Below are 13330 nucleotides of genomic sequence, written 5' to 3'. Positions count from 1 at the left end.
CTGGATGTTTTCGTGCGAACTGCTGCGCCGGATGCCTCAGTTCGGCTGAAGGTCGATCGCGAAGACAGCGCCGCCACCTTCCGCATCCGCGGCGCGGATCGGTGCGTGCATCGCCTCGGCAAACCCCTTGGCGATGGCTAGCCCCAGCCCGCTGCCGCCGGCGCGATCGCTGCCGGCGCCGCGTGCGAACGTCTCGAAAATGGTGGCTTCCTGCCCCGGGGGAAGGCCGGGGCCATGGTCGCGCACCGCGAGCCGCACCGCGTCCGGGCGACGCTCGCCGAGGATCTCGATCGGTCCGTTGCCGCCATGCACCGCCGCGTTGGACAGGAGGTTGAGCAGGATGTGGTGCAGCAGTCTGGGGTCCGCGCGGACCAGTGGCAGGTCGGGGGGGACGCGCAGCACCAGCTCGCGGCCGGCGAGCACGTCGCGCAGGTCGTGCACGGCGGCGGCGGCGGCGTCGGTCAGGTCGATCGGCTCGAGGTTGAGCGCGACGGCACCGGCGTCGATCCGCACCATGTCGACCAGATTGTCGAGGAAGCGCCGCAACCGGGTCACCTCGGCGCGCGCGATGGCGGTGGCGGGTTCATCGGGATGGGCATGGGCGAGCGCGTCCACCGCCGCTGCGACGGAGGTGAGCGGGGTGCGCAGGTCGTGGCCGATCGAGGAGAGCAGGGCGGCGCGCAGCCGGTCCCGCTCGCGCAGGACCGAGACTTCGCGCACGTCCTGCTCCAGCCGCAGCCGTTCATGCGCAAGCGCGGCCTGGCCGAGCAGCGTGGAAAGCAGCAGCGCGCGATCGGCGGTGATCGGCTCGCGGCCGTCCGGCGCGGCGAGGCCGATCACCGCGAGCACGCCCAGGCTGGTGCGCAAGGGGTGGAACTGCCAGTCGGCGGCGATCAGCGTGCCGGTGCCAACGCCGCCGGCCTCGCCGCTGCTCCACGCCCATTCGGCGGCGGCATGGTCGACCGCGCCCATCGGGGCTGCATCCTCGGGATAGCTGGCGACCCGCGCCAGCGTGCCCTCGCGGCGGACGAGCAGGATCACGGCGACGTCGAGCAGCTGCGCGATTTCCTCGCACACCACCCGGCTCGTCGTCTCCGGGTCCGAGGCGCGGGCGAGCGCCTGGCCGAAGGCGGCGACGGCGGCATTTTCCTGTGCGCTGCGGGTGCCGAGCGTCGCCCGCGCGCGCAGCCGGCCGGTGAGGTTGGCGGTGAACAGCGCGATGCCGGTCAGCACGAAGAAGGTCAGCACGCTCTGCGGCTCGCCGATCGTGAAGGTGTAGAGCGGCGGCAGGAAGAAGAAGTTATAGGCGAGGCCGCCGATCATCGCCGTCGACACGCCGGGCCCGAAGCCCGAGCGGAAGGCGATCAGGATCACCGGCAGCAGGAACAGCAGGTCGGTCCCGCCCCCGCCGATCAGCGGCAGGGTGAGCCGGCCGAGGATCACCGTCAGCGCCACGGCGAGCATGCCGACGGCGTGCTCCTGCCAGCGGCCGAGCACGGGCAGGGCCGGCGCGCGCCGCTCGCGCACCCGCTCCTCGGCGGCGGGGAGGACATGCACCGCCACGCCCTGGCTGGCGCGCAGCATGGTTTCGACCACCGAGCCGTGACGCAGCTCGAACCACCAGCTGCGGCGCGACCGGCCGATCACCAGCTGGGTAGCGCGCATGCCAGTGAGGTGGGTGCGAAGCCCGTCGATCACCGTCGCGGCGGGTATGGTGGCAACGGTGGCGCCCAGGCTGCTCGCCAGCTGCAGCGTATCGGCGACGCGGCGGCGCTGCTCTGGCCGAAAGCGTTCGGCACGTGGGGTTTCGACGAACACCACCTGCCAGGGTGCCTTCATCGCATCGGCGAGCCGCTTGCCCGCGCGCACCAGCCCGTCGCCGCCGGGCAACTCGCTGATCGCCACCAGCACGCGCTCGCCGGCCGCGAAGGTGCCTGGCACCGCCAGCGCATCGAGATGATCGAGCATCGCCCGGTCGACGCTGAGCGCCGCGCGGCGCAGCGCCATTTCGCGCAGCGCCGAGAGGTTGGCCTTGGAGAAGAAATGCCCGAGCGCGCGGCTGGCCTCCGCGGGCACATAGACCTTGCCTTCCTTCAGCCGGTCGATCAGCTCGTCGGGCGGCAGGTCGACCAGCTCGATCTCGGCATCGTCGAAGATCGCGTCGGGCACGGTCTCGCGCACCCGCACGCGGGTGACGCTGGCCACCACGTCGTTGAGGCTTTCGACATGCTGGACGTTGAGCGTGGTGTAGACATGGATGCCGGCGTCGCGCAGCTCCTCGACGTCCTGCCAGCGCTTGGGGTGGCGGCAGCCGGGGGCGTTGGTGTGGGCGAGCTCGTCGACCAGCACCAGCGCCGGGCGGCGGGCGAGGATTGCATCGATGTCCATCTCCTCGAGCCGGTGGCTCTGATGCTCGACAGCCTTGCGAGGGAGGACTTCAAAGGGAGCGACCAGCGCCTCGGTCTCGGCGCGGCCGTGCGTCTCGACCACGCCGATAACGACGTCCTTGCCGCCGCGCAGCCGCTCGGCGCCTTCGCGGAGCATCTCGAACGTCTTGCCCACGCCGGGGGCCGCGCCGAGGAAGATCTTCAGCCGGCCGCGCGCCGCGCGACGGGCTTCGCGCAGCAGCGCGTCGGGGTTGGGGCGGTCGTTCATTGCCGCCTTTCCTAGTGCCCCGTCCCGCGCCGCGCCACGGGGAGCCGCCCGACTATATGGAATCTTAATGCCGGCGCCCGGCTTTCGCCGTCGAAGCTTAACGGCCCTCGGACCTAGATCGCGTGCCAGGCCGCTACCCGGCGGCGCCAACCAAGGGCCGAACCCCATGACCGACATCCTCTGGCTCGCCGCGCTCGGCGGGCTGTTCCTGCTGACGCTGGCCTTCGTCCAGCTGTGCGTGAAGGCCTGATCCCATGGGCCTGCATCTGATCCTCGCCGGCGCGACCGCGCTCGCGCTGCTCGTCTATCTGGTCGCGGTGCTGCTGCGGCCCGAGCGTTTCTGAGGAGGGCCGCATGACACTCCAAGGCTGGGGCTTCATCGCCCTGTTCGTCGCCATCCTGGCCGCCGCCGCCAAGCCGATGGGCCTGTGGCTCTTCGCGCTCTACGAAGGTCGTCGCACCCCGCTCCACCGCGTGCTCGGCCCCGTCGAGCGCGGCATCTACCGCATCGGCGGCATCGATCCGAACGCCGAGCAGGGCTGGCGCACCTACGCGCTGCACCTGATCCTGTTCAACCTCGCCCTCGCGCTGCTGACCTATGCGGTGCTGCGCCTGCAGGCGGTGCTGCCGTGGAACCCGCGCGGGCTCGCCGGCATGAACGCCGACGGCGCGTTCAACACCGCGATCAGCTTTGCCACCAACACCAACTGGCAGGGCTATGCGGGTGAATCGACGCTCTCCAACCTGTCGCAGGCGCTGGGGCTGACGCTCCATAACTTCACCTCGGCCGCGACCGGCATCGCCATTGCCTTCGCGCTGTTCCGCGGCTTCGCCCGCAAGGAAGCGCGCGGGATCGGCAATTTCTGGGCCGATTTCACCCGCGTCACGCTGTACCTGCTGATCCCGGCCTGCATCGTCTATGCGCTGTTCCTGATCGCCTGCGGCGTGCCGCAGACGTTGGCCAGCAGCATCGACGCGACCACGCTGGAAGGCGCGCGCCAGACGATCGTGCTGGGCCCGGTGGCCAGCCAGGAAGCGATCAAGATGCTGGGCACCAACGGCGGCGGCTTCTTCAACGCCAATTCGGCGCATCCGTTCGAGAACCCGACCGCGCTGACCAACCTGGTGCAGATGCTGTCGATCTTCCTCGTCGGCGTCGGCCTCACCTGGACCTTCGGCAAGGCGGTGGGCGACACCCGCCAGGGCTGGGCGATCCTCGCCGCGATGGCGGTGCTGTTCCTCGGCGGCGTCGCCGTCACCTATGCGGCGGAATCGGCCGGCAACCCGGCGCTCCACGCGATCCATGTCGCCGGGGCGAACATGGAGGGCAAGGAAACCCGCTTCGGCATCGTCGGCAGCGCGCTGTTCGCGGTGGTGACCACGGCGGCGTCGTGCGGCGCGGTCAACGCGATGCACGACAGCTTCACCGCGCTCGGCGGCCTTATCCCGTTGTTCAACATCCAGCTCGGCGAGATCGTCGTCGGCGGCGTCGGCGCGGGCATCTACGGTTTCCTGCTGTTCGCCATTCTCTCGGTGTTCGTCGCCGGGCTGATGGTGGGCCGCACCCCCGAATATGTCGGCAAGAAGATCGAGGCGCGCGAAGTGAAGCTGGCGGTGCTCGCCATCGCCGTGCTGCCGCTGTGCATCCTGGGCGGTGCCGCGATCGCCGCCGTGATGCCGGCCGGCCTGGCGGGCATCGCCAACAGCGGACCGCACGGCTTCTCGGAAATCCTCTACGCCTTCACCTCGGCGACCGGAAACAACGGCTCGGCCTTTGCCGGCCTCTCGGCGAACACGCCTTTCTACAACGCGATGTTGGGCATCGCGATGTGGCTCGGCCGCTTCTTCGTGATCGTGCCGGTGCTGGCGATTGCCGGCAGTCTTGCCGCCAAGAAGCACGCCGCCGGCGGCGTCGGCGCCTTCCCGACCACGGGACCGCTGTGGGTGGGGCTGCTCGTCGGCATCATCCTGATCCTGGGCGGGCTCACCTTCCTGCCGAGCCTGGCGCTGGGGCCGATCGCCGATCACGTCACGCTGCTCCGCGGCCAGCTCTTCTGAGGACGACAAGCAATGTCTGCACCCAAGTCCATCTTCGCGGCCGAGCTGATCGGCCCGGCCGTCGGGGACGCGTTCCGCAAGCTTTCCCCACGCGAACTGATCCGCAACCCCATCCTGTTCACCACGGCCATCGCGGCGCTGCTGCTCACGGTGCTGCTGGCGCTCGGCGGCGAGCCGCTGCCGGTGGGGTTCCAGATCCAGCTGATCGTCTGGCTGTGGCTCACCGTGCTGTTCGGCACCTTTGCGGAAGCGCTGGCCGAGGGCCGCGGCCGCGCCCAGGCGGCGTCGCTGCGCGCCACCAAGTCCGAGCTGGAGGCCAAGAAGCTGACCGGCGTCGGCGAGACCTGGCGCAAGGTCGAGGCGCATCTGCTCGAGCGTGACGACCTCGTCCTGGTCGAGACTGGCGACCTGATCCCGGCGGACGGTGAAGTCGTCGAGGGCGTCGCCTCGGTCAACGAGGCCGCGATCACCGGCGAAAGCGCGCCGGTGATCCGCGAGGCGGGCGGCGACCGCTCGGCCGTCACCGCGGGCACGCGCGTCATCTCGGACAAGATCATCATTCGCGTGACGCAAGATCCCGGCAAGGGCTTCCTCGACCGGATGATCGCGCTGGTCGAAGGTGCCGAACGCCAGAAGACCCCGAACGAGATCGCGCTGACCATCCTGCTCGTCGGCCTGACGATCATCTTCCTGATCGCGGTGGGCACGATCCCGGCCTTTGCCACCTATGCCGGCGGCGCGATCCCGGTGGCGGTGCTGGCCGCGCTGCTGATCACGCTGATCCCGACCACAATCGCCGCGCTGCTGTCGGCGATCGGTATCGCGGGCATGGACCGGCTGGTGCGCTTCAACGTGCTCGCCAAGTCCGGCCGCGCGGTGGAGGCGGCGGGCGACGTCGACGTGCTGCTGCTCGACAAGACCGGCACGATCACCATCGGCGACCGCCAGGCGAGCGCCTTCCACCCGCTGACCGGCGTGGAAGAACGTGCGCTGGCCGAAGCGGCGCTGACCGCCAGCCTGGCAGACGAGACGCCCGAGGGCCGCTCGATCGTGACGCTCGGCCGAGAGAAGTTCGCGTTCGACACCAGGCTCGATGCCGCGGCCGAAGTGATCCCGTTCACCGCGCAGACCCGCAGCTCGGGCGTGCGGCAGGGCGACACGGTGATCCTCAAGGGCGCGGTGGATTCGATCCTCAAGATGGATCCGGACGCCGCCGGGGCCGCCGAACTCAAGCGCATCACCGACGGCATCGCGCGCGGCGGCATGACCCCGCTGGCGGTGACGCGGAACGGTCGCCTGCTTGGCGCCGTCGCGCTGAAGGACGTGGTGAAGGCGGGGGTGCGCGAGCGCTTCGCCGAGCTGCGCCGGATGGGCATCCGCACGGTGATGATCACCGGCGACAACCCGCTCACCGCCGCCGCCATCGCCGCCGAGGCGGGCGTCGACGACTTCCTCGCGGAGGCCACGCCGGAGGACAAGCTCGCGCTGATCCGCCAGGAACAGCAGGGCGGCAAGCTCGTCGCGATGTGTGGGGACGGCACCAACGACGCACCCGCGCTCGCCCAGGCCGATGTCGGCGTGGCGATGAACACCGGCACCCAGGCGGCGCGCGAGGCGGGCAATATGGTCGATCTCGACAGCGATCCGACCAAACTGATCGAGATCGTCGGCCTCGGCAAGCAGCTGCTGATGACGCGCGGCGCGCTGACCACCTTCTCGGTGGCCAACGATGTCGCCAAATATTTCGCGATCATCCCGGCGATGTTCGTCGCGCTCTATCCGGGGCTCGGCATCCTCAACGTGATGGGGCTGTCGAGCCCGAACAGCGCGATCCTGTCGGCGGTGATCTTCAACGCGATCATCATCCCGTTCCTGGTGCCGCTGGCGCTGAAGGGCGTCACCTACAAGCCGATGGGCGCGGGCCCGCTGCTTGCCCGCAACCTCGCCATCTACGGCCTGGGCGGCCTCGTCGCGCCGTTCATCGGCATCAAGCTCATCGATCTGGCCGTCGCCGGCCTCCACCTCGCCTGAGGATTTGAGAACCCATGTTCCGTACGCTTCTCTCGTTCGCGTCGCTCACCGTCGCCGCCGCCCCTGCCTTTGCGCAGGACAGCGTGCCTGCCGCCCCGGCGGCAGCGGCCCCGGCCGCGCCGGCGCTGTGTACCGACCGCCCAACCAAGTCGAACTTCGCCTGCACGGTGCCAGAGGGCATGGTGCAGCTCGAGACCGACATGCTCAACTGGACCCGTAGCGACAGCGGCGACACCCGCGTCGATACGATCCTCTACACCAGCCCGACGCTCAAATACGGACTTACCCGCTTGACCGACATCGAGGCGAGCATTGCCCCTTATGCATCGGCGCGCACCCGCACCGCCACGGGCACCCAGACGCTGCACGGCGTCGGCGACCTCACGCTGCGGGTGAAGCAGCGGCTCAGCGATCCGGCGTCGACGGTGCAGGTGGCGCTGCTGCCGTTCGTGAAGATCCCGACGGCCAAGACCGGCATCGGCAATGGCGAGACCGAGGGCGGCGTGATCGTGCCGGTCAACATCGCGCTGCCCCGGGGCTTCACGCTCACCTTCGGGCCCGAAGGCGACATCCTCGCCGACAGCGACGGGCACGGCCACCATGCCCAGCTAGTCGGCACCGCCAATCTCGGCAAGGCGATCACGTCGAAGTTCACGCTGATCGGCGAGTTCTGGGTCGCCCGCAACTTCGATCCGGCGGCGTACGTCACCCAGACCTCCGCCGACATCGCCGCGACCTATCTGCTGCGCCCGACGCTGCAACTCGATCTCGGCGCCAATTTCGGCCTGAACCAGGCCACCCCCGATGCCCAGGTCTATCTGGGCGTCTCCACCCGCTTCTGAGGAGGAATCCGCCATGCGTTCCGATCTCGTTTCCGGCCTTCGCCCGGCCCTGTTGCTCACCCTCGTCTTCGCAGCGCTGCTGGGTATCGTGTATCCGCTGGTGCTGACCGGCGCGGGCCGGTTGCTGTTCCCCGCCCAGGCCAACGGCTCGCTCGTGCGCGACGATGCCGGCACGCTGCGCGGCTCGATGCTGCTCGGCCAGAGCTTCGCCGGCGACCGCTATTTCCAGGGACGTCCCTCGGCCGCCGGCAATGGCTATGACCCGCTCGCGTCGAGCGGATCGAACCTCGGGCCGGCGAGCAAGAAGCTGATCGACCGGGTCACCGCGGATCAGAAGCGGCTGGGCGCGGATGCGCCGGCCGACCTGCTGCTCGCCTCCGCCTCGGGGCTCGATCCGGAGATCAGCCCGGCTGCAGCGCGCTTCCAGGTGACGCGCGTCGCCAGGGCGCGGGGGATCGCGCCCGACCGCGTCGCGCAGTTGGTAGAGGCGAACGTGCAGGGCCCGCTGCTCGGCCTGATCGGCGAGCCGCGCGTCAACGTGCTCGCGCTCAATCTGGCGCTCGACCGGCAGGGCGGTGCTCGCTAAGCGAAGCCATGGCGAGCGCAACCAAGGTCCTGATCGTCGAGGACGACAGCCATATCCGGCGGCTGCTGCGCGGGGCGCTCGTCCGCGCGGGCCACCAGGTGATCGAGGCGGCGACCGCGCGGGAGGCCATCGCCGCCTTCGGCATCGACAGGCCCGATGCGGTATTGCTCGATCTCGGCCTGCCCGACCGCGACGGGATCGAGCTGATCCAGCAGGCCAAGGCGGGCGGGGCGGCGGTGATCGTCGTTTCGGCCCGCACCGAGACCAGCGAGAAGGTCGCCGCGCTCGATCTCGGCGCCGACGATTACTGCACCAAGCCGTTCGATACCGAGGAACTGCTGGCGCGGCTACGCACTGCGCTACGCCACCGGATTGCCGGATCGGCCGAACGTGAGCAGCTGGTGGTCGGCGCGATCGAGATCGATCTCGTCCACCGCCGCGTCCGCCGCGATGGCGAGGCGGTGCATCTGGCGCCCAAGGAATATGGCGTGCTGGCGATCCTCGCCGCGCATCCCGACCGGGTGATCGCGCACGGCCAGTTGCTCCGCGACGTCTGGGGCCCGGCGCATATCCAGCAGCTCGATTATCTGCGCATCGTCGTCCGCAACCTGCGCCAGAAGCTGGAGGCGGACCCCGGCCGGCCGCAGCTGATCGTCAACGAACCGGGCGTCGGCTACCGGCTGGTCGTCGCCTGACGCGTTCTTTCCACGGGCAGGGCCGCATGGTCCAAGCCTGTCTTCCACGCCGTCATGTTGCGCAGCATTTCAAAATCCCGCGATCCGCGTCTCCCAGGCGCTGATCAGAAGCTGACAACGTTTACCTAGCGAAATCAGTTTGTTGACGAGCGTTGCTAAAAAGCAACAATCGCCGTTCCCATTTAATTGACAATTTGTTTTTCTATTGCGACACCCAACCGCAAGAACCGCGAGCTCACGTCTGACATCGCGGTCAGAAAGAACCATGGGGTGCCTGGGGCCCTCAGGTGAAAGCAGGGAGAAGGATCGTGTCTCACGGGAATCTGTTCCGTTCGTCGGCTTCCGCGCGCCAGCGGCTGCTGTGCCAGCTGATGCTCGGCACCAGCCTGTGCGCCGCACTGCCGGGTCTGGCATTTGCACAGGCGACGACCACGCAGCCGCAGGCGGGCAACAGCACCGCGCCGCAGAATGCCGCGCCGGGGGATAGCGAAGGCGACATCGTCGTTACCGGCTATCGCGCCTCGATCGAAACCAGCCTGGCCCAGAAGCGCGACGCCAATGCGTTCGTCGACGTGATCACCGCCGAGGATGTCGGCAAGTTCCCCGACAAGAACGTCGCGGACGCGCTGCAGCGCGTGCCCGGCGTGGTCATCGAGCGCGACGGCGGCGAAGGCAGCCGGGTGAGCATCCGCGGCCTCAGTTCCGACCTCACCCTCACCGAACTCAACGGCAACTTCATCGCCTCGGCCGATTCGGGCGATCCCTCGCGCAGCTTCAACTATCTGCTGCTGCCCGCGAACCTGATCGGCAGCGTCGAGGTGTTCAAGTCGTCCGAAGCGCGGCTGGACGAGGGCGGTGTCGGCGGCGTGATCATCAACCACACCCGTCGGCCGTTCGACCTCAAGCCATGGTCGGGCAACGTCCAGGTCGAAGGGACCTATTCGGACGTCACCAAGAAGGTGGAGCCCAGCGTCTCCGGCCTGCTGTCTTGGCACAACGAGGGCAAGACCCTCGGCTTCCTGCTCGGTGCCACCTACCAGGTCCGCACCAACCGCACGCTGACTGCCGCCACCGAGAGCTGGCACTGGTGGACCGACGCCAACAACCCCAAACAGGCGACCGACGTCAACGGCAAGACCTTCGCCAATGACGATGCGATCTCCTACTGGAACGACGGCGTGACCACCCAGAGCGGCACGCATTACAACGGCTATTGGGCGCCGCAGTCGGTCGACGAGACCGTGCTGATCGAGAAGCGTAAGCGGCTGGGCATCCAGGCGACCGCGCAGTGGCAGCCCTTCGAGGGCCTGAACCTCACCGCCAATTATTTCCGCTTCCAGCTCAACGGCGACAACGTCTCCAACCTCATCAAGATTCCGGAATGGGGCTATGGCGACTTCTTCACCGGCGCCAAGTTCGACAAGAGCGGCACGATCCTGACCTCGGCCACGTTCCAGGTGCCGACCGATGGCACCGGCTGCCGCACCGGCAACACGCCCTGCACGATGGAAACGCCGGCGATGCAGAGCTATTATGCCCGCCAGAAGACCGTCTCCAACACCTATGACCTGCACGGCGACTTCACCCGCGACCGGCTGACCGTGTCGTTCGCCGGCGGCAAGACGCGTGCGACCGGCGGGCCCTCGTTCCAGTTCTTCGCCCAGGCCAAGCCGCGGCTGGTGATCGGCAACGGCCTTGCCAACCGCGTCAACGGCAACATGCTCAGCCAGTGGAGCTTCACCGACCAGTCGGTCGACATGCAGTTCTCGCCCGAGGTGCAGCAGAACCTGATGAAGGGCATCTCGCAGGTCGATCTCGGCTCGACCGGCTCGAGCTACACCAACAGCGCGATCGAGCAGAAATACGCGCAGGTCGACCTGACCCGCCGGTTCGACAGCTTCATCGACTCGATTCAGGTCGGCGCGAAGTGGCGCGAGGGCAAGGTGGAGCGGCAGACCGGCCGCTTCGAATGGTATTCGGATGCCGCCAACACGGTCCGCTACCAGGATACCGCCGGCGCCGCGGTCACCCAGCCGGCCTTCTTCCTGAGCCAGCCGATCGGCAACATCGCCGGCGGGTTCACGACGAGCGTCTTCCCGGCGTTCAACATGGACAATTACCTCGCCTATCTGAACAAGACCTATAACGGCCCGGTGCGGGTGCCGGAGCCGGAGAACCGCTACGACATCAAGGAGCGGATCTGGGCCGGCTATGCCCAGGCGAACTTCAAGGTGAACAACGCCCGCGGCAATATCGGCCTGCGCGTGGTGAGCACCAAGCAGTCGGGCGTCTCGACCGACGTGATCTATTACGAGAACGACTATTGCCAGAACACCAATGGCAACCCGTTCACCCCGCCGCCGGTGGGGCCGGACGGCAACTGCCTGGTGCTGCCGCAGGCGCAGCGCGAAGTGAAGGTGTTCAGCCAGAACGACGAATCGAAGCGCTACACGGACTTCCTGCCGAGCTTCAACATCTCGTGGGAAGCGACCCCGAACCTGCTGTTCCGCGGTGCGGCGTCGAAGGTGATCGCACGGCCGGGCTATGGCGATCTCGCCGGCGCGCGTTCGCTGACCTTCAATTCGGACGCCTATGTCTATGACCGCGCACAGTTCGGCGCACGGCCCGGTTGGTTCGGCAGCGGCGGTAATTTCGGCCTGAAGCCGTTCAAGGCCTGGCAGTACGACGTCGGTGTGGAATGGTATTTCCACCGCGGCTCGGTGCTGGGCGGCACGCTGTTCCGCAAGGACGTGTCGGATTTCATCGTGCCGCTGGTGCTCGATATCCAGAGCGAAGTCGCCGGCAACACGGTGACCGTGCAGCAATATTCTACCCAGGCGAACGGATCCAACGCCGTGTCGCAGGGCGTCGAGCTCTATGCCCAGCACACGCTGCCCTTCGGCCTCGGTGCGCAGGTGAACTTCACCTATAACGACACCTCGGTTGCCGAGATCAGCCTGAACGGCAAGAAGGTGGGCGATTCCCCGCTGGTCGGCAGCGCGAAGACGCAGATCAACGGCTCGATCTTCTACGAGAACAAGAAGCTGCTGCTGCGTGCTTCGTACAATCGTCGCGGCGAACGGGTCGGCGGCATCCAGTCGGGCCTGAACGTCTATTCGGATCCGTACGAGCAGATCGACCTCAACGCCTCGTACAATTTCTTCGAGAATCTCCAGCTGACCGCCTCGGTGATCAACCTCACCAAGTCGGAAGAGCGCGCGCATCTGGGCAACGACACCACCGCGCGGTTCATCAGCAACCAATATGCCGGCCGCCGCGCCTATCTGGGCCTGGCCTACAAGTTCTGATCGTACCCCCCCTCGGGCGGGGCGGCCGATGCCGCCCCGCCTCCTTTTTCGTCCGTCGCCAGGCTATCGTTTCGGCCAAGGAGACCAGCATGCGATCAAAGCTCCGCCGGGCGCTCGCCCTACTCGCCCTGCTGGCGCCGCTCGCCGCCTCCGCGTCCAACCCGATCGTGCGCGGCTGGTATGCCGATCCCGAGATCCGGGTGTTCGACGGGCAATACTGGATCTACCCCACCTATTCGGCGGATGACGGTGCCCCCGATCGGTCGCGCCGTTTCACGCCCGCGCAGGAAAAGGCCCGGCAGCGCAAGACCGTGCGGCCTTCCTACGCCTACCAGACCTTCTTCAACGCCTTCTCCTCGCCCGATCTCGTCCACTGGACCAAGCATTCCCACGTCCTCGACGTGACGCGAATCTCCTGGGCCGCCTATGCGATCTGGGCGCCCTCGGTGATCGAGGCGGAGGGGCGCTATTACATGTTCTTCGCCGCCAACGACATCCAGAGCGACAAGGAAGAAGGCGGCATCGGCCTCGCGGTCAGCGACAAGCCCGGCGGGCCGTTCCGCGATGCGATCGGCAAGCCGCTGATCGGCGGCTTCCACAATGGCGCGCAGCCGATCGACCCCTTCGTGTTCCGCGACAGCGACGGGCAGGTCTATCTCTATTATGGCGGCTGGCGGCACTGCAACGTGGTGCGGCTGAGCAAGGACCTGCGCCGCGTGCTGCCCTATCCCGACGGTTCGACCTGGAAGGAGATCACCCCGCCGGGCTATGTCGAGGGCTCCTTCGTCATCCAGCGCAAGGGCGTCTATTACCTGATGTGGTCCGAAGGCGAATGGACGGGCTCCGACTACCGCGTCGCCTATGCCACCGGGTCCAGCCCCACGGGCCCGTTCACGCCGCGCGGCACGATCCTCCAGGAAGATCCCAGGATCGCGCGCGGGGCGGGGCACCACTCCGTAGTCAACGTGCCCGGCACCGATCGCTGGTACATCGCCTATCACCGCCGCCCGCTGGCCGACCGGGAGGGCGAGCACCGCGAACTCGCGATCGAGCGGATGACCTTCAACCCGGACGGCAGCATCCAGCCGGTCCGGCTGACCAACGAAGGCGTGGCGCCCGAGCCGCTGCGCCGCCGCCCCCATTGACGACGCGCCC

At 68.0% G+C, this 13330-nt stretch carries 10 protein-coding genes; 9 read left to right on the top strand and 1 reads right to left on the bottom strand.

Annotation, left to right across the window (positions count from 1 at the left end; genetic code table 11):
- Positions 1-36 precede the first annotated feature (36 nt).
- Positions 37-2655, bottom strand: coding sequence for a DUF4118 domain-containing protein (locus SPI01S_RS12415; protein WP_066722700.1), 2619 nt, complete (start codon positions 2653-2655; stop codon positions 37-39).
- Positions 2656-2722: 67 nt separating this feature from the next.
- Between SPI01S_RS12415 and SPI01S_RS22290 the strand changes: the two genes are divergently transcribed.
- The 9 genes from SPI01S_RS22290 (at position 2723) to SPI01S_RS12375 (ending at position 13320) form a co-directional block, all read left to right on the top strand.
- Positions 2723-2905 (top strand): hypothetical protein, encoded by a 183-nt coding sequence (locus tag SPI01S_RS22290; protein WP_157084671.1) that lies wholly within the window; start codon positions 2723-2725, stop codon positions 2903-2905.
- A 4-nt stretch (positions 2906-2909) separates the two neighbouring features.
- Positions 2910-2999 carry a K(+)-transporting ATPase subunit F gene (gene kdpF / locus SPI01S_RS12410; protein WP_066722698.1) on the top strand — a complete coding sequence of 30 codons (90 nt, stop codon included), beginning with the start codon at positions 2910-2912 and terminating at the stop codon, positions 2997-2999.
- Positions 3000-3009: 10 nt separating this feature from the next.
- Positions 3010-4713 carry a potassium-transporting ATPase subunit KdpA gene (gene kdpA / locus SPI01S_RS12405; protein ID WP_066722696.1) on the top strand — a complete coding sequence of 568 codons (1704 nt, stop codon included), beginning with the start codon at positions 3010-3012 and terminating at the stop codon, positions 4711-4713.
- 12 nt (positions 4714-4725) lie between these two features.
- Entirely contained in the window at positions 4726-6744 is a 2019-nt protein-coding gene (gene kdpB / locus SPI01S_RS12400; protein WP_066722695.1) for a potassium-transporting ATPase subunit KdpB, read from the top strand.
- Between the two features lie 14 nt (positions 6745-6758).
- Positions 6759-7586 carry a transporter gene (locus SPI01S_RS12395; protein WP_066722693.1) on the top strand — a complete coding sequence of 276 codons (828 nt, stop codon included), beginning with the start codon at positions 6759-6761 and terminating at the stop codon, positions 7584-7586.
- Positions 7587-7599: 13 nt separating this feature from the next.
- Entirely contained in the window at positions 7600-8172 is a 573-nt protein-coding gene (gene kdpC, locus SPI01S_RS12390) for a potassium-transporting ATPase subunit KdpC (protein ID WP_066722690.1), read from the top strand.
- 8 nt (positions 8173-8180) lie between these two features.
- Entirely contained in the window at positions 8181-8867 is a 687-nt protein-coding gene (locus SPI01S_RS12385) for a response regulator (RefSeq protein WP_066722687.1), read from the top strand.
- A gap of 308 nt (positions 8868-9175) precedes the next feature.
- Positions 9176-12175, top strand: a complete 3000-nt coding sequence (locus SPI01S_RS12380; RefSeq protein WP_245653579.1) for a TonB-dependent receptor — start codon at positions 9176-9178, stop codon at positions 12173-12175.
- A gap of 89 nt (positions 12176-12264) precedes the next feature.
- Positions 12265-13320 carry a glycoside hydrolase family 43 protein gene (locus tag SPI01S_RS12375; protein ID WP_066722683.1) on the top strand — a complete coding sequence of 352 codons (1056 nt, stop codon included), beginning with the start codon at positions 12265-12267 and terminating at the stop codon, positions 13318-13320.
- Positions 13321-13330 lie beyond the last annotated feature (10 nt).

The sequence above is a fragment of the Sphingomonas pituitosa NBRC 102491 genome (genome assembly GCF_001598435.1).
GTDB classification, from domain to species: Bacteria; Pseudomonadota; Alphaproteobacteria; order Sphingomonadales; family Sphingomonadaceae; genus Sphingomonas; species Sphingomonas pituitosa.
The sequence above is the reverse complement of the archived record's forward strand: the minus strand, read 5'-3'. Positions and strand labels throughout refer to the sequence as shown.

What these genes read in the sequence shown, in the direction of transcription:
- SPI01S_RS12415 (WP_066722700.1), bottom strand. Translation starts at nt 2,655, where the DNA reads ATGAACGACCGCCCCAACCCCGACGCGCTGCTGCGCGAAGCCCGTCGC.
- SPI01S_RS22290 (WP_157084671.1), top strand. Translation starts at nt 2,723, where the DNA reads ATGCCGGCGCCCGGCTTTCGCCGTCGAAGCTTAACGGCCCTCGGACCT.
- kdpF (WP_066722698.1), top strand. Translation starts at nt 2,910, where the DNA reads ATGGGCCTGCATCTGATCCTCGCCGGCGCGACCGCGCTCGCGCTGCTC.
- kdpA (WP_066722696.1), top strand. Translation starts at nt 3,010, where the DNA reads ATGACACTCCAAGGCTGGGGCTTCATCGCCCTGTTCGTCGCCATCCTG.
- kdpB (WP_066722695.1), top strand. Translation starts at nt 4,726, where the DNA reads ATGTCTGCACCCAAGTCCATCTTCGCGGCCGAGCTGATCGGCCCGGCC.
- SPI01S_RS12395 (WP_066722693.1), top strand. Translation starts at nt 6,759, where the DNA reads ATGTTCCGTACGCTTCTCTCGTTCGCGTCGCTCACCGTCGCCGCCGCC.
- kdpC (WP_066722690.1), top strand. Translation starts at nt 7,600, where the DNA reads ATGCGTTCCGATCTCGTTTCCGGCCTTCGCCCGGCCCTGTTGCTCACC.
- SPI01S_RS12385 (WP_066722687.1), top strand. Translation starts at nt 8,181, where the DNA reads ATGGCGAGCGCAACCAAGGTCCTGATCGTCGAGGACGACAGCCATATC.
- SPI01S_RS12375 (WP_066722683.1), top strand. Translation starts at nt 12,265, where the DNA reads ATGCGATCAAAGCTCCGCCGGGCGCTCGCCCTACTCGCCCTGCTGGCG.